Origin of the sequence: Bacillus cereus group sp. BfR-BA-01347 (assembly GCF_022663835.1) — a bacterium.
GTDB classification, from domain to species: Bacteria; Bacillota; Bacilli; order Bacillales; family Bacillaceae_G; genus Bacillus_A; species Bacillus_A thuringiensis_K.
In genome coordinates this window covers 1-25297 of the sequence record NZ_JAKUGG010000019.1, presented here as the reverse complement: position 1 = coordinate 25297, position 25297 = coordinate 1, and the positions used below count along the sequence as shown (strand labels likewise).

The following is a 25297-nucleotide window of genomic DNA, read 5'->3' as shown; positions in this document are numbered from 1 at the left end:
TTATTGTTATCGGTATAATGTTTGTCGCTTGAATGAAAGAAATTAGTTACAAAAATTTCGCACTATGCAAAGGGGTACAGCAACGATCCCTTTTTTGGAGGCACCTTAAACATAAAGCGAGAGAAGAGGCTATATGAACGATTCTCCTATCTTGTTTAAATATTAAACGAGTTATTGCAATTGGAATAGGTATATCAAACTAGTCGACATCCTGATGGATTATGTTTTTCTAGTAATCTATTACTTCTGATGGAATCGATAGATTGCTAGAAAGCGGAAAACAATTATTAGTATATTCCGAAGCAGGTGTAACAGAGTGTCCTTCCATAATTAAGGGTAAAACCAAAATACGTTTTTTTAAAGAATGATTTGTTAGAACAGGTTATAAGGAATAAAACAGAAAAGAGGATCACATGTTAGATACTTTACAGAGAAGTAAAAAGTTTTTTTTAGTATGTCTTATTTTTTTAGTGCTTTTAACCGCTTGTGGTAATACTGATGTTAAGACATCTAAAGCTTCATTACCACCGGCTGAATCCAATATAGATACATCATTAAAAGCACCAAATTGGGTAGAGAAAAGTCCTATCCAACAGTCTCCTAATTTTACGGAAGATAAAAAAGTACAATCGGTTGTGAATTTAATAGCTACGGGTGATAATTTATATCATGACGCAGTAATTAAAGATGGCAAACAAAAAGACGGTTCATATGATTATAATTATATTTATGAAAATATCAAAAAAGCTGTTAAATCAAGTGATCTTGCTATAGTGAACCAGGAGACTCCGATTGCCGGGAATAATTTAAAAGTACAAGGATATCCGACTTTCAATACACCTGAAGAAGTAGGCCAATCTTTAGTGGGCACTGGATTCAATATAGTGACGCAAGCGACAAATCACGCTATGGATATGGGTATTAAAGGTGTTGCGAATACAAGAGAATACTGGAAAAAATATCCGGATGTTATCCCGGTAGGTATTAATGAGAGTAAAAACGAGCGTAATGAAATAAAAACGATTACAAAAAATGGTATTCGTTTTGCGTTACTAAATTATACATATGGTACGAATGGAATTAAAATTCCAGCTGATAAGTCTTGGGCTTTAAATTTAATTGATAAAAAAGCGATACAAAATGATGTGGAAAAGGCAAAGAGTAGCTCTGATATGGTGATTGTTATGGTGCATTGGGGAGTAGAATATACCTCCACACCTTCAAAGCAACAAAAAGAAGTTGCTCAATATTTAACAGATTTAGGTGTAGATGTAGTAATTGGAAATCATCCACATGTAATTCAACCAATTGAGTGGAAACAAAATAAAGATGGACATGAAACGCTAATCTATTATTCTCTTGGAAATCTTATTTCTGCGCAAGAAAAATTAGAAACATTAGTTGGAGGATTATCTTATGTACAATTTGTTAAGTATGAAGATAAAACTTTTGGTATACGACAAGCGGCAATCGTACCGACAGTAACCGACTATGCTGATGGTAAGAAACAATTTAAAATTCAATTTTTAAAAGATTATTCGGATGAAAATTCTAAAAAACATGGAATTAAAAAATTTGTCGGCCCCGTTTCTTTGAAGGATTTCAAGGAGATTCCTAGAGACGTGTTGGGAAATTGGTATAAAGACTAATAAACAAAAGGGAATGAGATACAATTAAAAAATTTATAATTTTAGCATTGGTATTAGCAATGGGATGGAGTCTTGCTGCTTGTAGTGGAAAGCAAACATCTCAGGCAACTACTAATAATAACGATAAAAATAAAAATGAAATACATGCGAAGAAAAAAGATGTTTTACCTATCTCTGATGTTAATGATTGGAGAATTATCCTTGTAAATAGAGAGCATATGTTATCAAAGGAACTAGGAATTGAATTAACAAGTATCACCCAAAATGCGAAGCCAAATATGAAAATAGATAGTAGAATTGCAACTTCCTATCAGGATATGGTAGCAGCTGCAAAAAAAGAGGGAATCAATCTTTATTTAAGATCAGGTTATCGAGCTATAAAATTACAACAAACTTATTATGATGCTTCAGTTAAAAGCTATAAATCTCAAGGTTTGACGGATAAAGAGGCTAGTGCTAAGGCATTGGAATATCTTCAGTATCCTGGTGCAAGTGAACATCATACTGGATTAGCGTTAGACATTATTTCAGTTGAATGGCAGAATACTGTAGAAGATTTAAATGCAAAATTTGAAACTACCGATGCATTCAAATGGTTAGATAAGAATGCTGCAGAATATGGATTTACTCTCCGCTATCCAAAAGAGAAAGAGAATATTACTGGCATTAAGTATGAGCCATGGCACTATCGTTATGTAGGGAAAGAAGTTGCCGTTTATCTAAAAGAAAAAGGGTTAACTTTAGAAGAATATAACGAAAAAATTAAGTCTGGTAAGTAAAAATATGCTTTAATTTTATTAAACATTATGCACTGCTACAAGAAAAGGTAAATCTGAGGATTTGTTAACCTTCCGCCTAGTATTGTAAAAACTGAGTATGATAATTTGAGCACGTACGAACCAGTTATCGTGTAAAAAGATGTATGTATTAAGAAATTAAAGTTAAGGATCTGATATTCATATCAGATCCTTTTTCTATCGTTCTTTTAAGAGCGACTGAGCCAAAATATTGGAATGAATATAGAAATAAAACAGCCAAAGGAATAGTAAAACGAATCAGGGAGTCTACTCGTACGCTTCATTGGGATTATCCAGAAATAGTTGTTGATGAAAATAAGAAAGAACTGGTCTTACTCTCAAGCAAGGATTTAATATGAATGAATTGGATAAAAGGAAATAATAAAAAACACTGCGCCTGGCAGTGTTTTTTATTATTTCTGCACATAAATACATAGTCATATTGATTAAAGTTTCACTTTATTGAAGAAAAATGCGAAAGCCATTCATAAAATATGGAAATGTTAAAATCCCTTTGATAAAATAGCAATATGTAAAAAAAATATTTGTTAATTCTTAATGTAATGAATATTCATGTTTAAATATACGGATTTAACTACATAGTTATTGTGCTAAAGGGGGAGAAAGATGTTAGATGAATTGTATAATGCTTTTTTAAATGCGTCTGGTTTTACAGAAAGTGCGAGGAAACGAGATCGGTATGATGATTTACATGATTATTTAAAAGATAAAGAAAGAGAGTTAAAGCAATTCATTCAAGAGGCTGAATCAGCGAAGAGAGAGTATGAGAGTAAAAGTAATGGCTTAGAAGCTAATAAAATTCCGGCAGTTGAATTTGAACAAAAACGTCATGAAAAGGATGAAGACTTAAATACAGTATTATCCTATTTTAAAAGTGCATTAAGCGATATTGGATCTGCAAAAAGTACAGCTTATGCAAAGTATTTGGAATATAAAGCGAAAGCAGAATCGGAGAAAGCGTCAGCATACGCCGCAGCGACCAAGGCTTTTGAAGAAAAGAAAAAGGAAATTGAAAAACTTATCCATTAAGTATACAAAGAATGGAGGGAACGAACATGAGTGGTAAAGAGGTTGAAATTATAGGAAGTAACACTGCAAGTGCCATTTCTTACGCACAAAACATTGAAAATGGTATGAAGGATTCTTTAAACCAAGCGAAAGACTTAAAAGCATATGTCACAGGTGCGAAATGGAATGGAAAAACGAGAGATGCATTTTTAAGTTATCTTGATTTGATCATTCAATATAATTCAGAAATGGTAGAGGCATTTGAAGGACATACGAAAGCTTTGAAAGAGTTAGATAAAAGCATTCAAACGTACGGAGATAAATCGGAAGTAAGGGCGATAAAACAATTGTGATGGAGAAACGAGGGATAAAAGAATGGGGAAAGAAATGAGTTTTGCACCTGCTGAATTATATGTTCTCGCAGGTGCAGCTGGGGTTACCGATATATTTGGATTGCCAAACCGTGACGCAATTATTTTACTTGATGCAGAATGTGTCACGAAAGCAACTACGAGTTTAAAAGAAAAAGGCCTACTTACAAGTGAAAATGGAATTACCCCTGCAGCTTTTCAAATAATTGAACTATTAAAGGAATATGAAAATTGTCATGAATACACGAGAATGAATAATGTATTAATTGGCTTTTTAAAAGAGGATAAAGACCGAGTGGCTGTATTAACAGAAATAGAACCAAATAAAAAATACGAGATCGACTACATACCAAAACCGGACGTATATTTTTCATTATTAACACGCATTCCCTTCTTATTGAGAGAACCGAGGGAAATAGAAGATACATTTTTCTCAAAGAGAATGACAGAGGCAGAACAACAAACATTTGAGGGAAAAGATTTATCAAATAAAGACGTTATAGCGATAGAAACGTATACGAGGCCTCGTAGTAATAGAGGAGGAAAATGGGAATGTTTCTTATATTTCACTGAAGGAGAAGATTTCGTTCAAATTGATGTAGAACGTAATCGATATGACTGGGTGAGTCTCTATGCGGTAAATAAGAAATTGTATGACGTGTTAAAAATGCCGTATAAAAAATTAGTTGATCCGAGACAATTTTCGTTAGGAGGTATTGAATAATGCAAGTATCAATGGGAGACGGTGGTTCTGGTGGTGGAGAAGAAGTATTAGTTAATTTTCAAGAACTACTTGATATAGTAATGAAATTAGAAGATATATATAAAATCCATGTAGACGTTATTGGAACGAATATTGAGAGTTTATTAAGCAGTGATTTTTATCAAAAAGGTGAAGCGATGAGAGTAATTGAAAAATATCCTGATATATTACACAAAACACTTGAATTGTCTGAACACTATTTGAGGTCGGCGAAAGTTGTAGGAAATGTATGCGTGGAAATGCTTGAAAAGGACGAACAATTACGTGAAAGATTAAGTAAGTTGTAGAAATCACCATACGGCTGGGGGATGAAAACGAAATGGATGTGAAATATAGACCTGAACCATGGCAAAACATGGGGGATGGTATGAATCGAATTACAAAAGATGCACTCATAAAATTACAGCGCGCAAATGAATTATTGAAAAAAATTGATGGAAGAATACGAGATTTAGACTCAGATGGCAGTATACACTTTAACCCAAAAGATCAATCGCAAAAAATAGGAGAATTACTTGATAGCTATTCGACATTACAAAAATATTGCGGAGAAGCCGGGCGATTGGTCTCTGAACATATAGATAAACCTTTTTTAGTAGAAATGGATAAATTTGCTCAAAAAATGAGAGATACATCTATTCTCAGTTTCGAAACAGATAACCGAATTGGCTCCACAACAACGACAGTATTACCAGATGCGCACGCAGGGTACGGAAGTGTACCACAAACAATAAAAACAAAAAAAGATAAAATAACAGTAGAAGATATTTTTAGAGATTCACCTGCATTTGATAACGTACTGAGAGCGGAGTACAAAGAACTAAAAAAACAAAACCCAGATGCAAAACTAAATTATGAAGAATATAAGAAAGTAGTCCCATCCACACGAGGATTTGAATACAAATCGATAGAAGATGAACAGAAAAAACTAGAAATGGTGCGAGACATAGGAATAGGCCTAGGAATCATCATCACAACAATCCTTTGCCCGCCACTCGGGGCCGCTGCCGCAGTAGTATACGGAGGTGTACAAATAAAAAGCGGTATCGACGGAGAAGACTGGGGAACACATAGGAAATTGAGCCAAGAAGAGCGGGTAGGAAACATCATTTTTGGCGGATTAGATGCAATCCCAGTTGTTGGAGCAGTAGGAAAAGGAGTAAAAGCATTCAAAGGCACGAGTGAATTAGCTGATTTAGCCAAATTATTAAAATTCAAAGACGGAATGCCTGGTTTTAATCCAAATTTGGGTAAAAATGTGGTACAATCGCTTAAGGAAAATAAGACTTTAAAGAATGCACTAGATGCTATGAAAAATACTCCTATTCCAGTAGCAGTTAGGACGGTGGATACTGGAATAGGAATGAAGCTTCCTTATATAGAATCTTCAACTGTTGGAGAAGTAGCCGGAAAGTTTTCAAAGGCAAGTACGGCAGCTAAGGATGATGCTTATCAACTTGCTAAGGGTACGGGTAATAGTAAAATCCAATTAGGTAAAGAAGATTTGGATGCTTTACGGAAAAAGTGGAATGTTCCAGAGACTAATACAATAGCAGTTGGTAAAACAGATGTAAAAGGCCTTAGGGATTTGGCTTTTGAAGGAGGGTCTCCAGAAGTTAGAAAAGAAGCTGGACTGCCTTCATTGGATACAATCTTACCAAATAGGGAGATTAGGGCTCCATATGACCATTTAAAAAATCCTAAGTTAGCACAGTTTACAAGACATGCTGAAGAAGGAGTTTTAAATGAGTTTGATTATGCTATAAAAAAAGCAGGAATCGAACCAACGGAAGTAACGGGTACACTTAGAATTCATCAATCTAACCCAAGAGGTGTATGTAATAAGTGTAGCAAAGGATTACTGAAACCACATCCTATTGAAAAGAGTGGTATATTTTATCAAGCTAGCAAAAAATATCCTAACTTAACAATAGAAGTAACATCGGAGATTGATGGCAGTGTTAAAACTAATGGATTGTTATCTTTTGTTTTAAAAGATGGAAAGATCATTGAATAATTTAAGGAGGAAATCATGGGTAATATATTAATCGAGAATTTACAAAAAGAAGTTAAAGTAGGCTTTGTTTTAGCAGTTGCTGAAAGAGTATTTTCTATAATCAGCAAGGATGATGAAAGATATCCGGATGGAAGGGAAGCCTTGGACAAATGTTGGTTATGGATTGAATCTCATGCTGTTACTGGGGATGAATTATATGAGCTTATTGATAACGCAGACTTTACAGGAATTTCAGAATTTGCAGAGGAAGAAGAAGATTTGAATATTGCTAGGATCTGGTCACTATTAGTTGATGCTGTCGCTTATACTTCTTGGGAAGCCTATAAAAATGAAAAAGTAAAATATTTACCACAGTCATTAGAAAGTATTACTACCGATAGTATTACAATTTTCTTAAATAGTGCAGTGGAAACCAGCTTTATTACTGTAGAGGAAATCAAAGAAATGGAAACAGTTATTAATAATTACTCGAGTACAAATACTGAAATTCCAACAAAAAGAGAAGATTTTATAAATATATTTTAAGTAAGTAATAAATTTGGGGATTTTTTATAATATTTAGCTCTTGGTTTGTTTATAAAGAATAATTAAGCTAGTTTGCATATATTAGACATATAGAGCATTGCTATTTGTAATAAATTGATATAGGTTTCTTAATATTTTTTGTTAAACTGCACTTAAAGTTTAAAAAAACACTTGATTGTGAAGTGAACCCAAAAAGTTAGACAAATATTATAAGCAACTAGTGAGGAATGAATCTTGTATTGTGTAGGATTCATTCCTTTTAATTTTGTCTTAGCAAGTGTCAAGGTTCCTGTTTACAGAACAAATGATAACGGAACTCTCGAACGTGTTGGAACTAACGTAGAAGGCTGGGTACATGGGCACTGCATTGATAGTAATCAGAAGATACAAGATGAGATTGATAGTGTTAGAGCTTCGCTTGCGGAGATACGGGGAAGTGGTGGTACTAAGGGTACGGGTAATCCTGTTCATAGATCTGAAATTGACGAAGTAATTAAAAATAATTACGATAAAGACGGAAATTTGATTAATAGATCAATTGTGCCTAAGGGATATGATAGTGTTGAAGATTTCTTAAAACAAGTAGATGATACTACTATCAAAGAATTTGGGTATGATAGTGTTGAAGAGTTTAAAGAAGTCGTGGGACTAACAGAAACATATTTGAATACTAAAACGAAAAATAATATATTAAATAAGCCTTTAGCAGAAGGAACACATGTGAAAAAAGGAGTAGATTTTGATATTTTAGGATTCCCAATATTTAAAGGGGACGATGTTAAATTTACAATGAGACTAGATAAGAATTTACATATTAGTTCAGATGAGGCACAATTTAAGGAATGTACAAGGAAATTAAAAGAAGCGATTGATTCAGGCAAGATTTCAAAAGAATTGTTTTCACCAGATCAATTAGCTCAAATAAATGCTGGTAAGGCAAGAATAAAAGGATTAACTTGGCATCACCATCAAGTCCCTGGCAAGATGCAATTAGTTATTTCAAAAGTACATAAAGTAAATCACTTAGGTGGAAATAAATTATGGGGAGATGGAATTAGATGAGAAAAGTAGAGTGGCAATTTGCTGATGCAACTGTAAGTGAAGATTTTGTAGGGAAAATTGGTAATGAAATAGGTGTTAAATTTCCAAACGATTATATAAAATGTGTAGCTGTGAATAATGGTGCTAATGTGGAACCAGAAATATTTAATGTGAATAATCATGAAAGAGTTTTTGGAACTTTATTATCTTTTGATGAAAATAGTGACGAATATATAGTTGAAGTATATAATGACTTTAGTGATACATTACCTAAAGAATTAATTCCATTTGCATTTGACCCAGCAGGAAATTTAATTTGCTTTGATTATAAAAATCATGAAAAAAATCCAATTGTTGTTTTTTGGGAACATGAAGATGCATGGGAAAAGGAAGCGCTGATGGAAAGTGAAGGGATTACGGCAGAAGAAGCAGAGAAAATCGCAAGAGAAAATGTATTTTACATTGCAGATACATTTACTGATTTTTTAAGTAAATTACACGATTGAAAAATATAATGATGAATGAAAAAATTTTTTATGTGAAGCGGATAGAAAAAATAATAGGGTGTTTGAAAATAGATACTCTATGATGGTTGTACCATCATAGAGTATTATGTGCAATGATAGAATAGGAAAAGAAGTACGAGCTTAGGCGAGATGACATTTTACTGGGTGATGAATATAAACACATGGAATGTATATTAAACTAACGAACTCGTAAGTTTTAATGTAGTATTTGTTATGAAGTATAAAAAGTGTCATATTGTTACTACAAAACTTACAAATTTATGCTACTTAAAAACATATGAACTTAAAGCACTTGATTGTCAATTAAAGGCAACGAGTGCTTTTTTGCGTTTTAGCGTAGAAATAATGTGGTACAATCGCTTAAGGAAAATAAGACTTTAAAGAATGCACTAGATGCTATGAAAAATACTCCTATTCCAGTAGCAGTTAGGACGGTGGATACTGGAATAGGAATGAAGCTTCCTTATATAGAATCTTCAACTGTTGGAGAAGTAGCTGGAAAGTTTTCAAAGGCAAGTACGGCAGCTAAGGATGACGCTTATCAACTTGCTAAGGGTAGTGGTGGGGTTAAGGGTACGGGAGACCCCAGATTAGAATATTTGAGAGGGAAATATGGCGAATTAACTTCTGAACAGCTCCATGCTAATATTAATGAAAGGGCCGGTATTGCATTTCCGCAAAGGTCCACTAGGAGTCAACTTAAAAATGGAGGTTATATTGTTGAAGATGTTGACTTGTATAAAAAAATGAGTCCAAATAAGAATCGTGCTCTAGGTTTTCGGAATACAAAAAATGATGGATTGGTACAAGCGCATCACGCAATACAAGATGAATGGGCTAAGATATGGGCTAAAACAAGCGGTAATAATTATAGCAGTCGACAAGCACCATCAATATTACTCAAATCTACCTCTGGTAAACCACATGCTATAATATCCGCTCTTCAAAGAGCTAGAAGAAGGAATGAAGGTTTTAGTACGAATATAATATACGAATTTAATATTAGCTATAAAGAAATGATTGAAGCGGGTGTAGATTTAAAAGTAGCAAAAAAAGTAATGCGAGAAGCATATAGATATTTTGATGGATTAGGAGGATTTAAATGATAAATGTTCAAAAATTGTCAACTTATGAATTATATTCTCCAGTTGATGAAAATGAAATTAAAAAAATTGAAGAGGAAATGGGATTAATACTCCCTAATGCTTATAAACAATTACTAAAGCATACAAATGGTTTTGTGTCCGATAATGGAGTCGTTATATTTGGAGTGGATATAATAGATGAAATGAATAAAACATATGAAGTCCATGAATATGCAAAGGGTTATGTTGCTGTAGGAAGTAATGGTGGAGGCAAAATACTGTTAATGACTGCAAATGAAAACGCAACAGAGTTAGTACAAGTTGATTCGGGGATTATGGATCCGAATTATGCAACCACAGTAAGTGAGAATTTTATACAGTGGATAAATGACGGAGCGATAGATATTGACTGTGTGGACGAAGAACAGGAAGTGTTTAAGGAAAAACTGTGTAATCTTATATTGGTAAGTCCACCAGTAGGAGGGGCTATGGATTTAAAGAAAATACAAGAGGTATTTATCATCAAAAAGGGATTGTTTGACTTATTAAAAGGATCAAAACAATTACCATTCGTGTTAATGAAAGACATACCTGTTGAGTTGGCTTTAAAAAACATAGAACTGTTAGGCGAATTAGGGGATATATTGAAAATATCTAGTACTGATTAACTGATTTTAGGGCTTAAAATAGAGGGTATTTGAATTAAGCACCGTTTAATACAATTATTAATTCAAAATAATATTGTTGGAAAATTGCTATTGGTTCCGTGTATGTCTTATATAATCAATAAATTAAACTCTTAGAAAATATTATTTGAATTTAGAGCACTTGATTGTCGACTAAAGGCAACGAGTGCTTTTTTATTAGATAGAAATGCTATAAATTTTTAGAAAATATTTTTTATGAATTCAGGCTAACAAAAATTACTAGTATTATATAATTGAAAGTACATTAGCAAAAGGTGCGGACTCCGTATCCCCATTCGTTAAAGGTGTAGAAATACTGCCAGATGGAAGTGTCGCTAGAACTGGAACGAACTATAGCGGGAAATTCCAAGGAGCCCATGATACCTCAAAGGCGAGTATTCAGAGTAGGATCTCGAATTTGGAGAGTGGTGGGGTTAAGGGTACTGGTAGTAACGTAAACCCAAACAAAATTAAGCTAACTCAGGAAAGAGAAAAATACTATCGAAAGAAAATAGATGAAGCTAAAGCGCGAGGAGATTATAAAGCAGCAGCGGATATTAGATATGATCGTCATTGTGAAGAAACGAAACAACCTTCAGAGCGTAAAGATTGGGATGCTAGGACTGAAAATTTAAGAAAGAGCCAAGAGCGTGGAAGAGAAGAAGAAATAAAAGGGAGAAAAGCCTTGGGAGAACATCTTGATCGCCAATTAGAAGACAATAACGCTGGTGAGGTTGTTACATATACATCTAGTGAAGGGCATCTTACGCGTCCAGATAGTATTGGGCGTAATGATAAGGGTGAAATTGATTTAGTTCATGATCACAAACACAAAATGGGTGAAAAAGAGCAAACTATTCATAACGACAGGCAAATGCGAGCTGAAAGAGAAATGCTCGAAGATAAAAATGGGAGTCATGTTGTGACAATATCAAGTGACAAACCCGATTTGAATGGGATTCCTCCTAAACCAAGACCAAGTGGACCTTTGGGTAAGGATAGTGATGTTTACTACACTGATCCAAATAGCGGTAAAGTGACTCATAAATGGGAGAACAATACACGTTTACCTGGTGGAGGTAGGTGGAAAAAGCTGTGAATAAAAATTATTATGTGACTATATTTTTTAATATTAAGGGGGATATACATGAAACCAGATTTTTTCACAATTACAATGTATCCTACAGTATCTTTTAACGAAGAAGAATTATTAGGTCGTCTTTTGGATGTGTTTGAGTCAAATGAAAAATTTGCTCCTACTCATTGGGGCAACTGTGAAACGGTACGGGTAGAATATAACCGTCAGGAAATGCTGGAAAAAGTAGTTTCAGAGCGTATAGTATCAGAAGTTTACCTGTATCGTGATAAATCTGTGAACTACACAGGACGTTTTCAAGTTAACTGGAGCCATCGTTCATTTTTAGAGTTTGAGTTTCATAAATCAATACCTAAAAAATTATGGGCTGCTTTTTTTGAGTTATCTGACCAAATCGCAGAAATTACGAAACCAAGTTATGGAGTAACTCAAATTTTTTGGCCTTTATCATATCCGTGGAATACCGAACATGAACGCTTACAAATGTGGATGGAAATATCTTCCCAACCAATACCAGTTAGGTTTCTTCCTAACGGTCCCTTAGGGATAGGGGCTAGAACATACTTTAGTGGTCATATTTTAGAAATGTTTGATAAGGAATTATTACAAAATAGTCCAGCTGTCGTATCTGAGCTAGATTGGGGTGGCCTTTGTATTGATATTTTAAATAATCCATTAGAGAGTGACAGTGATACATTACTTGATAATTGGCTACAAGTAATGAAGTATTTGGAACCAGCACAAGTAATGGCTATACCAAGTTTTGATGAAGATCAGATGGGTATAACTTATTCTCCAAATGTTGCTTGGAAGGAGTATCTGGAAAGTTAAATGAAAGGAATTTGTAATCATGGATGAGAAAAATAATGATAGAATAAAAGTCATGGAAATATTAAATCGATCTCAATACAATGATGAAATTATAGATGGGCTAGATATGAGCAATTTAGACCTTACTTTTTCTGATTTGTCAGAGGTGATGGCAGAGGGTATCATGGCAAAACAAGTCCATTTAAGAGCTTCTTCACTAATGAGAGCATCTTTTTTTGATTGTGATTTTGAGTTTGCTGATTTCAGAAGCTGTAATTTAGAGGAAATACATATTGCAGATTGTAGATTTGGTGAAGCTAATTTCTCTAAAGCCAATATGAAATATGCAAAGATAAATATAAGTAGTTGTTTTGAAACATGTTTTGATGAAGTTGATTTTTCATATGGAGAATTAGTTGGAACGATATTAAATCATGCTACTTTTCGACGAGCAAATTTATATGAAATAGATGCAAAACAGGCCGACTGTACGGGAACGGATTTCAGCAGCGCGAATCTTACAGGAGGCCATTTTGAAAAATCATATTTAGGAAATTCAAATTTATCAGAAGTAAATGCTAGAAATGCTGATTTTACAAACGCAGATTTAACAGGAGCAATCCTTTTAAATGGGAATTTCACGGATGCGAATTTTACCGGTGCTAAACTTGACAATGTAGTTTGGAAGGGAGCAAAGGTAGAAGGAGCCAAGTTTGACGAAGATGTTAAGGAACAAGTCTTAAAAATGATTTAAATATGATGGGAAGTATATACATTTAAGCACTCGAAAACCTATGATTGGTAGCGAGTGCTTTTTTCTTAGAGATATTAGAGATTGATAAATAAGTAAAAATCAATATAGATTATTTTTAAGGATTGTTAGATAGATTAAGTCGTGAATATTATATAATTGAAAATACATTAGTAAAAGGTGTGGACTCCGTAACCCCATTCGCTAAAGGTGTAGAAATCATGCCAGATGGAAGTGTCGTTAGATCTGGAACGAACTATAACTATAGCGGGAAATTCCAAGAAGCCCATGATGCCTCAAAGGCGAGTATTCAGAGTAGGATTTCGAATTTGGAGAGTGGTGGGGTTAAGGGTACGGGTAAAGAATATAAAAACTATAAGGATGTAGAATATACTGGAACAACTAAAGTTAATGGAGAAGTAAGGGATATTAGCAGACGGGTTTTTCAAAGGTTAGATATTGATTATATGAGAATTGACCCTAAAACTGGTATGACAAATCTCCAATTGATGAAAAAAGGAAGAGCACCAATTTGGCAAGATGGGACTGCTATAGAACTTCATCATTTAATTCAAAGAGAGCCCGGATCAATGGTGGAGCTCCCGGGTAGTATGCATAAGGAATATTATAAAATATTGCATGGCTTAGTGGAGAATGGTGGAAGCTTTAGAAACGACCCTGTGTTAAAAAAGCAATATGAAAATTTTAGGTCGAAATATTGGAGATGGAGAGCTAAACAAATAGATAAAGCTGAATTATAAAAGGAGGAATTTTGAATGAATAAAGAGGAATTAACCAATTTTATTAAGATAAATATGGAATCAGATGACTTTACTGGTGGAGTAGATAAAAAACAAGTTGATTATGTTCAAGATACCCTACAGTTAAAATTGCCAGAAAGTTATAAGTGGTTTTTAACTAATTATGGCTCTGGTGGGTTATTTGGTGTTGATATTTTAGGGGTGGCTAAGTCTAATATAGCTTCTGTTGTTATTGAAACAGAGAGTTATAGGGATTTAGGAATGAGTGAGAATTTAGTAGTTATTGAAGATATTGGGGAATATGCTTATTGTCTAGACACTAGTAATATGGAAAACAATGAGTGCCCAGTAATAGCATGGGATAGACAAGGTGGACTTGATGACTACAATACAGCAAAGAATTTTTATGAGTTTTTATCACAAAGGTTATTGGATGCAAAAGAAGCATGGGAAGAAGAGTTTTAATATAGATAAATGACCTTGTTTAGCTTAAAGCTGAATAAGGTCATTTTTATTATAAGAAGATTAATTGTTTATGATGAATAGAAGTTATAAGTATTATTTGTATATTTTTTGTTTTATATATGATTATATTTAAAGTTTAATGCGTAGGTAGACAAGAAAAGAGAATGAAAACGAATTTGTTTTTGATGTGGATAGAAAAAATATATGGTGTTTGAAAGTAAGTACTCCATGATGGTTGTACCATCATGGAGTACTGTGTGCAATGATAGAATAGAAAACGAAGTATGAGCTTAGGCGAGATGACATTTTACTGGATGATGAATATTAAGGTATGGAATGGACATAAAACTAACGAATTCGTACAAACTCGTAAGTTTTAATGTAGTAGTTGTCATAACATGTAAATGGTGCCATGCTATTACTATAAAATTTACAAATTTATGCTACTTAAAAACATATGAACTTAAAGCACTTGATTGTCAACTAAAGGAACGAGTGCTTTTTTAATAGATAGACATGCTATAAATTTTTAGAAATTATTTTTTATGAATTCAGGCTAATGAAAATTACTATTATTATATAATTGAAAATATATTAGCCAAAGGTGTGGACTGACCACGAATAATAAAGTTGTTTAAAAAATCGTACAGAATTGAAATTTAATACCATCTTTTGAGTTTCTCGTATAATAAAAGGAATAATGTTTCGATATCTGTGGTTAGTTAATAAAAGGGAATGAGGTTTTGGGAGTGAAAATACCGCCACATATTACAGGTTTGAAAGCAATACATTTAAATTCCCATAATGAAAATGAAACAAAGAGAATATTTTATGATGTATTGAGGACATGTAAATTCAAAATAGTAGAATGGATACAACCACACTATCCCAAAATTTTTTTTGAAGTGATAGTGATAATAGACGATAAGGAATTTATTATTTTATTGCATGAGTTTTATCCTTTCTTAGCTTTTGCGGATAAAAATGTAGAAGGAAAAATTATTTTTAGTTTTATTGATATGCCCATATTAGAAAGTGAATTTGAAGCGTACTATCAAGTTTTGTCGAAAGCTTATTTAGAAAAGCCTTTTATACCTAGGGAACACAACTTAACAGAAGAAGAATTAAAAGATGCTAAATATTGGCGACCAGAAAATATCGGTGAAGTAATTTTTAATGTTTGGGATTGAATATTAAAGGGGTGATTATTAATTATTAGCTATCCAGAAATTAAACACTTTTATTATTCACTTAAATGAAAAAGTGCAACAAATAAAACTTATTTTTAAACAACTTTAATAACCTCGTACCAAATTAACAGGCAGAAGGTTATTGCATTTCTAGACACAAAATTAAACAACTTGATTATCACTGCACATGGACTCCGTATCCCTATTCGTTAAAGGTGTAGAAATACTGCCAGATGGAAGTGTCGCTAGAACTGGAACGAACTATAGCGGGAAATTCCAAGAAGCCCATGATGCCTAAAAAGCGAGTATTCAGAGTAGGATCTCGAATTTGGAGAGTGATGGGGTTAAGGGTACGGGGAAAGTTGGTTATGGCAGTAACATTTCAGACAATATCTCAAAAGAAATTAAAGAGTTAGATAAAGAAATAAATAGATTGAAAATAGAGGGAAATGACAAAGAAGTCAAAAGATTAACGCGAGAAAAAAATAAATTGGCCAACAAGTTGGATACGAAAGATGTTATTAGTGATCATTATGACTTGAAGGTTGCAAAGGAGTATGAAAGAAAAATCGATAATTCTAAATATTTTTCTCAGGATAAAGGTGATTTAGGTAAAGATGTTTCCGATCTGTTCCAAGTGGGGAGAAATGGTATAGATGCAGCATTCCTATCGAAAGGGCCGCCGCCAAAGTTAACTATTATTGAATCAAAGGCATCAGATTCCGCTAGTTTTAGTTACTCGAATAAACAGAAAAAGGGCGGAGATAAGTATTTCCAAGGCATGGTTAACAGCAAAGAGCCTAGGTATGACAGTTTTAAAGATAACTTAGAGGAACTGATGGAGGAGAATCCTGGTCTAAAATTCGATTTTATTAGAGTTGAAACAGATATCAAGATCACTGATATTGGATTCGGCGTTGATGAGTTAAAGGTAAAGGACTGGAATAAGAAAATAGATTAATTCATAGGGAGGATACAATGATAAACCAAAAAAAGTTAGAAATGGCTTTTAAAAAATATAGCAAAAATTTTGTGGATGGAATCAAATTTGAAGATGTGAAAGATAAATATAATGTCAGTAGAAGAAAGATTGAGAAAATCGTTGAGCAAAATGAAACAGAGAAAGATCACATACTATTAATAAATCTAAGCAAAATTTCCTCATATCACTTGTCATTATGGAAAAACGATGTATTGATCAGCGGTGGAAACAATGCAGAAGGATTAAAGAACATGCAGAAGGTTTTATTTTACCAGTGCATGGGACAGGATCTCTATACAAGCAGGTATCCAGGAATGATCTTGGGATATACGTTTAGAGAAGTCGTCCTCACATTAGTTCATTTTGCAATGTATGGATGGGAGAAAGAAGAAAATATATTATATGATTTTATGACTCATCACTTCGGTGAACATTTAATAGATGCCAATGAAGAGGATAGACATATTTGGTTTTTGCTAGAGCTGTACTTGCAGTATAGAAATAAAACCATCATGGGAACGAATAAAAAATTGCATCTAGCTGTGAAAAATAAGTTTAAGGAAGCTGAACTGCGATGCGGCTCAATCCCTGAAGACCTGAATATTTATGATGAAGTGCTGGAACGTTGGTCGACTGGTGATTTAGAAGAAATAGAACATCTAATTTCGATAATGTCACAGTATCATTCTGCATTAGCTTCTGAAATCGGACAGCTAGGTGAATTTGGCGATTTCGGATACGGATTTTATCCTTTTGAAATCTTATTCTTGATCCATGTAAGGAAACAACTAGGGTTGCCAGTACCTACTCAATTCGATAATTTTCTGATGAATACTCCAGAAGCAAAAATGGTATTTAGAGAACGTGAGCCATATCCTGAGTGGGATCCCGTGCTTCAGATGATCGATCAATTTTATCGTAAAAACTACCCAGAATATATTCCTAACAAGCATGGAGAATTATTTCAATAAAAGGGAGGAAGCTAAGATGCCTGATCAAGGGATAGCGCAGATTATATTTCCTGATAGCAAGGATTTGGAAACATTTTTGAAGGAACAAGGAGGTTATGACTTACATGAAGACCTATTAAAATATGGATTGACAACGAAACAGTTTTTATACGTTGACTATAAAGGTGAGCAATACCAAGAAATTGTCAATTTTATTCTTGATTACGAATTTGCCCACCAAATTGAATTAGCAACACAAGAAGAACTTGAGAGATTAGAAGCATTTAATTATGAATTTTTACCCGATAAGATCAAGATGGCCAACAAAATACTGTCACCAAAGGGATATGGTCTGTTTTTATATCCAAATTCGGGCGACTTTTACGCATTATTCATTGGGAAAATAGAGAATATAACAAAAATCCTGCAAGAAGAGGTGTTGCTTGATGATAGAATTCCTTTTCAAGAAAGGTGTATCAAATATTATAGATAGACCTAAGGATTGTATGCCTTCACCCTTGAATCCGATCAAGATTTTCTTATAAGTTAATATCAAGATTGCATAACCATCTAGAATGTGCTATTTTTGGCCACGTGCAATTTTAATAACACCATGTGTTACTACAAATGCATTTAAACTTTTCACCTCCTGAATTCGAAATAATAAAAATGTTTTGGATTTGGGAGGGTTGATAATAGAAAAATAAATTGAGAAATGTGCCTATTTTATTGGTTACTTGGACGCTGACAAAGGTACATGCTTAGTAAAGGAATTCAATGGCAACGTTAGGAGAACGTAGTGGCTATTGAATTTTTTATTTTTACAACTGTATTAGAAAGAAAAGCGTGAGAATTAGGCGAGATGATATTTTATTGAAAAGACATGGAAAGGACACAATAATAATGAACTCGTAAGTATTAATGTATTACTTGTTACCATATAAAAAGGTGTCATAATACTGTTACTACAAAATTTACAAATTTAATGCTACTTAAAACAGATGAATTTAAAGCACTTGATTGTCTACGAAAGGCAACGAGTGCCTTTTTAATAGATAGACATGCTATAGATTTTTAGAAATTATTTTTTATGAATTCAGGCTAACAAAAATTACTAGTATTATATAATTGAAAGTACATTAGCAAAAGGTGTGGACTCCGTAACCCCATTCGTTAAAGGTGTAGAAATACTGCCAGATGGAAGTGTCGCTAGAACTGGAACGAACTATGGCGGGAAATTCCAAGAAGCCCATGATGCCTCAAAGGCGAGTATTCAGAGTAGGATCTCGAATTTGGAGAGTGGTGGGGTTAAGGGTACGGGTGAAGGTAGTACAAAAGTTAAAAAAACTGATAGTTTGTATAAGAGAAGTAGTTTTAGAAAAGGTACTCGTGTTAAAGCAGAAAGTGAAGCACCAAAAAATGCAACAGGAAAAATGATTTGTCCTACGTGCGGAAAAGATATTCCAGATAGTATTACCATTAATACTAAAAATGGACCAGTAAAAAGAATTGGATATGACTTAGATCATTATCCAGATACTTGGGCAGAAAGAGTTGTAAGTATGAAAACAGGTGAAGTAAAACCAACACGAAAAGAAGTATTGGATGAATATAATGCTCGAATAAGGGTTCAATGTCATGAATGTAATATAAGTCATAAATTTGAAGGAATAGAAGGAACATATAAAGGGGAGATAAAAGAATGATAAATTACGGAGAGCTTTATTATGACCATTATAGTAAATATTTAGGTGATCCAATAGACCGAGAGGTTTTTAAAAATAATGAAGAGCTTCCGAGTATGCAAATTTTAAAATATGAAAATGTATTTGAAGAATGTTTAGTTTTTAATACACTTGGACTCAGTAAATATGAAGAAATAGTAGGGGATAATGTTGAAATTTCAATGGTAGTTGATGGGGCATTTAATAGTACAGGGTATATCCTTGCAAGTGCTTTATTTTATTGTATAGGTAATGGAATAGAAATAGGACGAGGAACAGCAATTAGTGGTATTGAAAGTATTGATAAATCATTTGTTCAAAAATATAATAAAAGTGCAGTTTACTTTACTGAACCATTCGCTTTTCCAGAAGAATATGGTGATGTACGTACTGGAAGTGAAGATCAAGATGGTAAAATTTTGTTAGCATTCTTTATTTCCCAGTCGGAATATGAATGTTTTGTAAAATACGGAACAGAAAAATTTGAAGATTTGTTAGAGGAAAATAACGTAGATCCTTTTAATGTTAGCAGGAAATCTATAATTTGAGGGTTAATTAGTATTGAAAGGTATAGACAATTAGGGTTAGAAATTAAAGAATTCACATAAGACAAGTAAACGAAAAAGAATTTATTTTTGAAGTGGAAAGAAAAAGAATAAGCTGTTAAAAAGTAAGTACTTCATGATGGTTGTACCATCATGGAGTATTGTGTGCAATGATAGAATAGAAAACGAAGTACGAGCTTAGGCGATATGACATTTTACATGGTGGTGAATATAAAAACATGAGATGGACATAAAACTAACGAACTCGTACAAACTCGTAAGTTTTAACGTAGTAGTTGCCACGATATATAAAAGGTGTCAAACTGTACTACAAAACTTACAAAATTAGCGATACTTAAAAATATATTAACTTAAAGTACTTGATTGTCAATTACAGGCAACAAGTGCTTTTTTTGTTTTAGTGTAGAAATAATATGGTACAATCGCCTAGGGAAAATAAGACTTTAAAAAATGCACTAGATGCTATGAAAAATACTCCTATTCCAGTAGCAGTTAGGACGGTGGATACTGGAATAGGAGTGAAGATTCCTTATGTAGAATCTTCAACTGTTGGAGAAGTAGCCGGAAAGTTTTCAAAGGCAAGTACGGCAGCTAAGGATGATGCTTATCAACTTGCTAAGGGTAGTGGAGGGGTTAAGGGTACGGGTGAGACTCCTAAGATAACTGAAATAAAAGAGAAAGATCTTGGGAAGCACATTGTTAAAGGAAAAAATGGAAGGAAAGAACTTGCGCCAAACGTACGTTATATCACTGAGGATGGTTATAAATATACAACAGATGAGCTTGGTAGAATAGTAGATGTTGAGGCGGAAGGATTAATACTTCAAAAAGGAAAACGAAACACAGGAATGCAAGTGGCTGCAGGAAGAGAAGATAGATTGCCTGATGATGATGATGGTGGGCACTTGATAGGGACGCAATTCCATGGATCCGGTGATATTGATAATTTAATCGCTCAAAATAAACAAATTAATCGTTCGGGTGGAGAATGGTATAATATGGAGAAAGAATGGGCTAATGCATTAGGTGGGAAGCCTCCTAAAAAAGTATCAGTAAAAATTGAACCAGTATACTTAGGTTCATCGCTAAGACCAAACTCATTTAAAATAAAATACCAAATTGAAGGCCAACGTAAGGTAATACGTGAAATACTTAATAAAACAGGAGGTTGATGTAAAAGTGTTCGAATTAGAATTAAATAAAATCTATCAAAATATAGCGCAAAAAATAAATGATACAATTCCCGTAGAATGGGATATCTTTTATTTTAATGCAGAGATTTATAACCAAGAGGGTGGGGTATTATTCTTTTTCAATACCCCAGATAGATCGGATGAATATATATATTCCCATGATATACCAGATGTATTTAATGTGAGTGAAAAAGAATATGATAAGACATATGATGAATTATTTCATTTAAGTGTAGAGTTACAGGAAATATTTATAAAAAATAATCAGGAACCTTGGTATTCTTTTGATATGATTGTGACATCTGAGGGGAAAGTAAAAATTCATTATGGGTATACTAAATGGTATCAATCTACTTTTGGACCGAATGACCGAGTGGATTATTTTGAATATAAATATTTAGGGAAGAAACCTAGTAATGAAAATGAGCGAAGAAAATTCGAAGAGATGAAAGAATATGAAGAGCAAAATAAATCTTAAAATATTTTTTTGTTAAATTAAGGAATGTATTATTAGCGAGTAAATATGTAAAATATCCAAATTAACTAGCTTTAGTTGGACTATTGAAAGAAGAATAGTGACGGATTAATGTTACTTATAGAACATATGAAGTTAAAGCACTTTATTGTCTACTTGAGGCAACGAGTGCTTTTTTAATAGATAAACATGCTGTAAATTTTTAGAAATTATTTTTTATGAATTCAGGCTAACAAAAATTACAAGTATTATATAATTGAAATTAAACTAGCAAAAGGTGCGGACTCCGTATCCCAAATCTTTAAAGGTGTAGAAATACTGCCAGATGGAAGTGTCGTTAGATCTGGAACGAACTATAGCGGGAAATTCCAAGAAGCCCATGATGCCTCAAAGGCGAGTATTCAGAGTAGGATCTCGAATTTGGAGAGTGGTGGGGTTAAGGGTACGGGTGATATTGGAACACCGCCTCGATACGGGGAAAGAAGAATCTCAAAGGAATTATATGATGAATTAAGAGATGGAACGCCTACTGCAAAGCTACGGGAAAAAGTTAATGAGGGCATTGAGGATAAAATAGGAACGCCTGACCCTGCTTTACCTGGTAAGTATATTACAGATAGACTTCAAGCTGATCATATCGTATCAATAAAAAATATAGAAAAGATGGAAATTTTTTATAAATTAACGAAAGAACAACAACTTAAGGTTTTAAACAATGAAGAGAATTTTCTAGGATTAAGTGAAGCAGCCAATAAATCTAAGGGGTCTAAATCTTATTCTGATTGGACAATTTATAAGAAAGAAAAAATTGAAGTTGATCCTAAGTTTAGAGAAGAAATGATAAAGAAGGAAAAAGAATTAGAAATGAAATTACAAAAACAAATTGATGATTTTGTTGAAGGAAATAAAAAGGATATAGATAAATAAAGGAGCTAGAATTATGGAACAAAAACTTGGTTTTTTAAGAAAATATAAAAGAAATGCACAACTTATATCATGCCATGAGATTAATAAACTTGATAGTGGGAAAATACCAAATTCATGGTATGAATTGTTTCAAGAAGAAAACGTAGACAAGAGAGTTGAGAGTATTTTATCGATATGGAAAGAGCAAGTAGGAGTGGAATTAAGAAACACTATTTCTTATTTGTCTAGGCACCTTGAAGAAGTAGAGCTTATGAACACAAATGGTAGATATTCAATTTTATACACTATTAAAACAGATAATGGGGAAATTCTATATTATGAAGGGGGAAATCCCAAAGATGAGTTTAATAATGAAGAATTAGAAAAATCTTGGGATAAGATTCCTTCGACAATACGAAATTTTTATCGAACTGTTCATAATGGTTTCTATTTTTATGCGAGTCAATCTATGGGTTTAGTTCCTTTAGAAAATGTAACTTTTTTTGATCATGATGAATGGGGTATTATTGAGGAGTTAGAAGAACCTTTACAAATTGATTTACAAACTACTTTTGGTTTCTTTAAAAGTGGTATGGGTGGTTATGTTGCAGTAGATTATAAGAATTCTAATAATGATAATGCGACTTTATGGTGGACGAATAAAGAGCCTAGATATAATATGAATTTTTGGGACATTGTTGATGAATGGATAGTAATTGGATTTGAAGTTTAGTTTAAAGATTCTGTTGCAAAGTTTTTATATAAACAAAAAAATCCTAATTTAGTAGGTAGAGTTTATACAACTTTGAATAGATTCTCTAATTCATTGTACGTCGAAAAAACGAAGTACGAGCTTAGGCGAGATGACATTTTACCGGGCGATAAATATAAACACATGGAATGTATATAAAACTAACGAACTCGTAAGTTTTATCATAGTATTTGTCATGATGTACAAAAGGTGTCATACTGTTACTACAAAACTTACTAATTTATGCTACTTAAAAACATATGAAACTTAAAGCACTTGATTGTCTATTTGAGGCAACAAGTGCTTTTTTAATTGAAATGTATACTATAAATTTATAAAAGTTATTTTTATGAATTAAAGCTAACAGAAATTACTAGTATTATATAATTGAAAATACATTAGCAAAAGGTGTGGCCTCCGTACCCCCAATCTTTAAAGGTGTAGAAATACTGCTAGATGGAAGTGTCGTTAGAACTGGAACGAACTATAGCGGTAAATCCCAAGAAGCCCATGATGCCTCAAAGGCGAGTATTCAGAGTAGGATCTCGAATTTGGAGAGTGGTGGGGTTAAGGGTACGGGTAATTCCAGTAAGATAGTCAATAAGGCTAATTTAAATAATATAGATGAATTTATAAATGGGACTAAGAAATTTGATGATGTTATTAATGATTATGTAAAGTTGTACAGTGAAAAAATTATATCAAATAAAACGTGGTCATGGAATAAGTCACTTCACGGTGGAGCTAATTTAACGGCTCGTCAAAAAAGAATGATTAAGGAAAAAGCAGTTGCAGATGGTTTGGTTCCTGATGTGAAGGTTATTAAAGCTGATGGAATGAGATACGGATTTGCCGATTTTAAGAGTGCTGGGCTTGTTGTAGAGACAAAGCAACTTCCAGAGAGGCTATGGTTAATGTCAGACGAAGAGCAATTTAAATGGCTCGATAATGCAATAGGTGGACGACCGGAAGGTATGACATGGCATCATACTGAAGTACCGGGTAAAATGGAGTTGCTTCCTTTTGGAATACACAATATTACGATTCACAATGGTGGAAGGTCGGCCGGAATGTGGGCCGATGCTCCTAGATAGTAAACTAAAGAAAGAGGTAAAAACATGAAAATAAAACAGGATACTATTGTAAAACCATTACCTTCAGAAGAGTTAATAAAAAAACATGAAAATTTTTGGAGATTAAAACTACCAGGTTCATTTTTGGACTTTATTAAAGTGTATAATGGTGCAGAAGTTGAAGAAGCTACATTTGTATGTGATAATCGTAGTTATGCGATAGAAAGGTTTTTATGTATGCTGGATGACATTGAAAATAACCCTAAAGGGATCTATGATATTGATGTTGTATTTTCACAGATAGAGGAAAGATTAACTGATAATGAAGATTTATTAGGTGCAGAGGTATTACCAATAGCTAGTATATTTGCAGGGGATTTTGTATGCTTGGATTTTAGAGAAAATAAAGAGAATCCATCGGTGTGTGTATGGTCTCATGAAGAGTCAGGAGAGTTTGAACCAGTGTTTTATAAAATAGTAGATAACTTTACTGAGTTTTTAGAGGTACTACGATAAAACTTGGTACAATGACTTTGTAAGTAATATAACAAGACTTAATATTTGGTATTAAAGTTAAAGATGTATAAGAGAAGTGAAGAAAAAGAATGAATAGGCTGTTAAAAAGTAAGTACTCCATGATGGTTGTACCATCATGGAGTACTGTGTGCAATGATAGAATAGAAAAAGACGTGCGAGCTTAGGTGAGATGACATTTTACTGGGCGATGAATATAAATCCACGGAATGTATATGAAACTAACGAACTCGTACAAACTCGTAAGTTTTTAGATAGTATTTGTTATGAAGTATAACAAGTGTCATATTGTTACTACAAAATTTATAAATTTATGCTGCTTAAAAACAAATGAACTTAAAGCGCTTGATTGTCTACGAAAGACAATCAAGCGCTTTTTTATTAGATAGGCATGTTATAAATGTTTAAAAATTATTTTTATGAATTAAACCTAACGGAAATTACCAGTATTATAAAATTGAAAATACATTAGCAAAAGGTGCGGACTCCGTATCCCAAATCTTTAAAGGTGTAGAAATACTGCCAGATGGAAGTGTCGTTAGATCTGGAACGAACTATAGCGGGAAATTCCAAGAAGCCC

29 protein-coding genes and 4 pseudogenes are annotated in these 25297 nt (G+C 33.3%); all 33 read left to right on the top strand.

Annotated elements, in window-relative coordinates:
- Nucleotides 1-413 precede the first annotated feature (413 nt).
- Complete coding sequence (locus tag MR143_RS23590; RefSeq protein WP_000887610.1) at nucleotides 414-1649, top strand: CapA family protein; 1236 nt, start codon at nucleotides 414-416, stop codon at nucleotides 1647-1649.
- A 47-nt stretch (nucleotides 1650-1696) separates the two neighbouring features.
- Nucleotides 1697-2428, top strand: coding sequence for a M15 family metallopeptidase (locus MR143_RS23585; RefSeq protein WP_000241989.1), 732 nt, complete (start codon nucleotides 1697-1699; stop codon nucleotides 2426-2428).
- A 645-nt stretch (nucleotides 2429-3073) separates the two neighbouring features.
- The gene (locus MR143_RS23580; protein WP_000883464.1) at nucleotides 3074-3496 is read left to right on the top strand and encodes a hypothetical protein; all 423 of its coding nucleotides are present in this window, start codon (nucleotides 3074-3076) and stop codon (nucleotides 3494-3496) included.
- 26 nt (nucleotides 3497-3522) lie between these two features.
- Nucleotides 3523-3828 (top strand): WXG100 family type VII secretion target, encoded by a 306-nt coding sequence (locus MR143_RS23575; RefSeq protein ID WP_000014535.1) that lies wholly within the window; start codon nucleotides 3523-3525, stop codon nucleotides 3826-3828.
- Between the two features lie 22 nt (nucleotides 3829-3850).
- Complete coding sequence (locus tag MR143_RS23570) at nucleotides 3851-4570, top strand: DUF5081 family protein (RefSeq protein ID WP_000514122.1); 720 nt, start codon at nucleotides 3851-3853, stop codon at nucleotides 4568-4570.
- A complete protein-coding gene (locus MR143_RS23565) occupies nucleotides 4570-4896 on the top strand; it encodes a hypothetical protein (protein WP_001198195.1) in 327 nt (108 codons plus the stop codon). The genes MR143_RS23570 and MR143_RS23565 overlap by 1 nt, the downstream gene beginning before the upstream one ends.
- 32 nt (nucleotides 4897-4928) lie before the next feature.
- Nucleotides 4929-6626 carry a hypothetical protein gene (locus MR143_RS23560; RefSeq protein ID WP_199717842.1) on the top strand — a complete coding sequence of 566 codons (1698 nt, stop codon included), beginning with the start codon at nucleotides 4929-4931 and terminating at the stop codon, nucleotides 6624-6626.
- 15 nt (nucleotides 6627-6641) lie between these two features.
- Complete coding sequence (locus MR143_RS23555) at nucleotides 6642-7151, top strand: Imm6 family immunity protein (RefSeq protein WP_000526867.1); 510 nt, start codon at nucleotides 6642-6644, stop codon at nucleotides 7149-7151.
- 426 nt (nucleotides 7152-7577) lie between these two features.
- Entirely contained in the window at nucleotides 7578-8213 is a 636-nt protein-coding gene (locus tag MR143_RS23550) for an HNH endonuclease (protein WP_033690199.1), read from the top strand.
- Nucleotides 8210-8698 carry an SMI1/KNR4 family protein gene (locus tag MR143_RS23545; RefSeq protein ID WP_001233228.1) on the top strand — a complete coding sequence of 163 codons (489 nt, stop codon included), beginning with the start codon at nucleotides 8210-8212 and terminating at the stop codon, nucleotides 8696-8698. Before MR143_RS23550 ends, MR143_RS23545 begins: the two co-directional genes overlap by 4 nt.
- A gap of 365 nt (nucleotides 8699-9063) precedes the next feature.
- Nucleotides 9064-9303: pseudogene (locus MR143_RS33270) on the top strand (AHH domain-containing protein); the annotation flags it as partial.
- Nucleotides 9304-9465: 162 nt separating this feature from the next.
- Nucleotides 9466-9825 carry a hypothetical protein gene (locus tag MR143_RS33265; protein WP_307831736.1) on the top strand — a complete coding sequence of 120 codons (360 nt, stop codon included), beginning with the start codon at nucleotides 9466-9468 and terminating at the stop codon, nucleotides 9823-9825.
- The gene (locus tag MR143_RS23535) at nucleotides 9822-10472 is read left to right on the top strand and encodes an SMI1/KNR4 family protein (protein ID WP_000611385.1); all 651 of its coding nucleotides are present in this window, start codon (nucleotides 9822-9824) and stop codon (nucleotides 10470-10472) included. Before MR143_RS33265 ends, MR143_RS23535 begins: the two co-directional genes overlap by 4 nt.
- 331 nt (nucleotides 10473-10803) lie before the next feature.
- Nucleotides 10804-11589 carry an ADP-ribosyltransferase gene (locus MR143_RS23530; RefSeq protein WP_374221648.1) on the top strand — a complete coding sequence of 262 codons (786 nt, stop codon included), beginning with the start codon at nucleotides 10804-10806 and terminating at the stop codon, nucleotides 11587-11589.
- 48 nt (nucleotides 11590-11637) lie between these two features.
- On the top strand, nucleotides 11638-12417 hold the full coding sequence (locus tag MR143_RS23525; protein ID WP_000801405.1) for a hypothetical protein: 780 nt from the start codon (nucleotides 11638-11640) through the stop codon (nucleotides 12415-12417).
- 19 nt (nucleotides 12418-12436) lie between these two features.
- Complete coding sequence (locus tag MR143_RS23520; RefSeq protein ID WP_000343654.1) at nucleotides 12437-13150, top strand: pentapeptide repeat-containing protein; 714 nt, start codon at nucleotides 12437-12439, stop codon at nucleotides 13148-13150.
- A 179-nt stretch (nucleotides 13151-13329) separates the two neighbouring features.
- On the top strand, nucleotides 13330-13908 hold the full coding sequence (locus MR143_RS33040) for an HNH/ENDO VII family nuclease (RefSeq protein ID WP_080029603.1): 579 nt from the start codon (nucleotides 13330-13332) through the stop codon (nucleotides 13906-13908).
- A gap of 15 nt (nucleotides 13909-13923) precedes the next feature.
- The gene (locus MR143_RS23505; protein ID WP_001030887.1) at nucleotides 13924-14373 is read left to right on the top strand and encodes an SMI1/KNR4 family protein; all 450 of its coding nucleotides are present in this window, start codon (nucleotides 13924-13926) and stop codon (nucleotides 14371-14373) included.
- Between the two features lie 749 nt (nucleotides 14374-15122).
- Complete coding sequence (locus MR143_RS23500; protein WP_199717841.1) at nucleotides 15123-15563, top strand: hypothetical protein; 441 nt, start codon at nucleotides 15123-15125, stop codon at nucleotides 15561-15563.
- Nucleotides 15564-15750: 187 nt separating this feature from the next.
- Nucleotides 15751-15924, top strand: a pseudogene (locus MR143_RS33035) (HNH endonuclease); the annotation flags it as partial.
- Between the two features lie 72 nt (nucleotides 15925-15996).
- On the top strand, nucleotides 15997-16524 hold the full coding sequence (locus MR143_RS33515) for a hypothetical protein (RefSeq protein WP_242280999.1): 528 nt from the start codon (nucleotides 15997-15999) through the stop codon (nucleotides 16522-16524).
- 17 nt (nucleotides 16525-16541) lie between these two features.
- Nucleotides 16542-17516 (top strand): hypothetical protein, encoded by a 975-nt coding sequence (locus MR143_RS23490; protein WP_000609923.1) that lies wholly within the window; start codon nucleotides 16542-16544, stop codon nucleotides 17514-17516.
- Between the two features lie 16 nt (nucleotides 17517-17532).
- Nucleotides 17533-17988: a hypothetical protein gene (locus tag MR143_RS23485; protein ID WP_001113307.1), complete on the top strand. Its 456-nt coding sequence runs from the start codon at nucleotides 17533-17535 to the stop codon at nucleotides 17986-17988.
- 658 nt (nucleotides 17989-18646) lie between these two features.
- Complete coding sequence (locus tag MR143_RS33260) at nucleotides 18647-19201, top strand: GH-E family nuclease (RefSeq protein WP_000378880.1); 555 nt, start codon at nucleotides 18647-18649, stop codon at nucleotides 19199-19201.
- Complete coding sequence (locus MR143_RS23475) at nucleotides 19198-19767, top strand: suppressor of fused domain protein (protein ID WP_000611567.1); 570 nt, start codon at nucleotides 19198-19200, stop codon at nucleotides 19765-19767. The genes MR143_RS33260 and MR143_RS23475 overlap by 4 nt, the downstream gene beginning before the upstream one ends.
- 431 nt (nucleotides 19768-20198) lie before the next feature.
- Nucleotides 20199-20957 carry a DNA/RNA non-specific endonuclease gene (locus MR143_RS23470; protein ID WP_000250846.1) on the top strand — a complete coding sequence of 253 codons (759 nt, stop codon included), beginning with the start codon at nucleotides 20199-20201 and terminating at the stop codon, nucleotides 20955-20957.
- A gap of 7 nt (nucleotides 20958-20964) precedes the next feature.
- The gene (locus tag MR143_RS23465) at nucleotides 20965-21456 is read left to right on the top strand and encodes an immunity protein YezG family protein (protein ID WP_000462360.1); all 492 of its coding nucleotides are present in this window, start codon (nucleotides 20965-20967) and stop codon (nucleotides 21454-21456) included.
- A 219-nt stretch (nucleotides 21457-21675) separates the two neighbouring features.
- Nucleotides 21676-21846 (top strand): annotated as a pseudogene (locus MR143_RS33510) (DNA/RNA non-specific endonuclease); the annotation flags it as partial.
- 27 nt (nucleotides 21847-21873) lie between these two features.
- Nucleotides 21874-22380, top strand: coding sequence for a hypothetical protein (locus MR143_RS23455; RefSeq protein WP_238363670.1), 507 nt, complete (start codon nucleotides 21874-21876; stop codon nucleotides 22378-22380).
- Between the two features lie 13 nt (nucleotides 22381-22393).
- A complete protein-coding gene (locus MR143_RS23450; protein WP_000435839.1) occupies nucleotides 22394-23092 on the top strand; it encodes an SMI1/KNR4 family protein in 699 nt (232 codons plus the stop codon).
- 428 nt (nucleotides 23093-23520) lie between these two features.
- A complete protein-coding gene (locus MR143_RS33255) occupies nucleotides 23521-24204 on the top strand; it encodes an HNH endonuclease (protein ID WP_000179157.1) in 684 nt (227 codons plus the stop codon).
- A 24-nt stretch (nucleotides 24205-24228) separates the two neighbouring features.
- The gene (locus MR143_RS23440; protein WP_000695050.1) at nucleotides 24229-24699 is read left to right on the top strand and encodes an SMI1/KNR4 family protein; all 471 of its coding nucleotides are present in this window, start codon (nucleotides 24229-24231) and stop codon (nucleotides 24697-24699) included.
- Between the two features lie 441 nt (nucleotides 24700-25140).
- Nucleotides 25141-25297: pseudogene (locus tag MR143_RS23435) on the top strand (DNA/RNA non-specific endonuclease); the annotation flags it as partial.

Excerpts from the sequence above, each read along its gene's own strand:
- MR143_RS23590 (WP_000887610.1), top strand. The coding sequence starts at position 414 with ATGTTAGATACTTTACAGAGAAGTAAAAAGTTTTTTTTAGTATGTCTT.
- MR143_RS23580 (WP_000883464.1), top strand. The coding sequence starts at position 3,074 with ATGTTAGATGAATTGTATAATGCTTTTTTAAATGCGTCTGGTTTTACA.
- MR143_RS23575 (WP_000014535.1), top strand. The coding sequence starts at position 3,523 with ATGAGTGGTAAAGAGGTTGAAATTATAGGAAGTAACACTGCAAGTGCC.
- MR143_RS23570 (WP_000514122.1), top strand. The coding sequence starts at position 3,851 with ATGGGGAAAGAAATGAGTTTTGCACCTGCTGAATTATATGTTCTCGCA.
- MR143_RS23565 (WP_001198195.1), top strand. The coding sequence starts at position 4,570 with ATGCAAGTATCAATGGGAGACGGTGGTTCTGGTGGTGGAGAAGAAGTA.
- MR143_RS23560 (WP_199717842.1), top strand. The coding sequence starts at position 4,929 with ATGGATGTGAAATATAGACCTGAACCATGGCAAAACATGGGGGATGGT.
- MR143_RS23555 (WP_000526867.1), top strand. The coding sequence starts at position 6,642 with ATGGGTAATATATTAATCGAGAATTTACAAAAAGAAGTTAAAGTAGGC.
- MR143_RS23545 (WP_001233228.1), top strand. The coding sequence starts at position 8,210 with ATGAGAAAAGTAGAGTGGCAATTTGCTGATGCAACTGTAAGTGAAGAT.
- MR143_RS33265 (WP_307831736.1), top strand. The coding sequence starts at position 9,466 with ATGAGTCCAAATAAGAATCGTGCTCTAGGTTTTCGGAATACAAAAAAT.
- MR143_RS23535 (WP_000611385.1), top strand. The coding sequence starts at position 9,822 with ATGATAAATGTTCAAAAATTGTCAACTTATGAATTATATTCTCCAGTT.
- MR143_RS23525 (WP_000801405.1), top strand. The coding sequence starts at position 11,638 with ATGAAACCAGATTTTTTCACAATTACAATGTATCCTACAGTATCTTTT.
- MR143_RS23520 (WP_000343654.1), top strand. The coding sequence starts at position 12,437 with ATGGATGAGAAAAATAATGATAGAATAAAAGTCATGGAAATATTAAAT.
- MR143_RS23505 (WP_001030887.1), top strand. The coding sequence starts at position 13,924 with ATGAATAAAGAGGAATTAACCAATTTTATTAAGATAAATATGGAATCA.
- MR143_RS23490 (WP_000609923.1), top strand. The coding sequence starts at position 16,542 with ATGATAAACCAAAAAAAGTTAGAAATGGCTTTTAAAAAATATAGCAAA.
- MR143_RS23485 (WP_001113307.1), top strand. The coding sequence starts at position 17,533 with ATGCCTGATCAAGGGATAGCGCAGATTATATTTCCTGATAGCAAGGAT.
- MR143_RS23475 (WP_000611567.1), top strand. The coding sequence starts at position 19,198 with ATGATAAATTACGGAGAGCTTTATTATGACCATTATAGTAAATATTTA.
- MR143_RS23470 (WP_000250846.1), top strand. The coding sequence starts at position 20,199 with ATGGTACAATCGCCTAGGGAAAATAAGACTTTAAAAAATGCACTAGAT.
- MR143_RS23450 (WP_000435839.1), top strand. The coding sequence starts at position 22,394 with ATGGAACAAAAACTTGGTTTTTTAAGAAAATATAAAAGAAATGCACAA.
- MR143_RS23440 (WP_000695050.1), top strand. The coding sequence starts at position 24,229 with ATGAAAATAAAACAGGATACTATTGTAAAACCATTACCTTCAGAAGAG.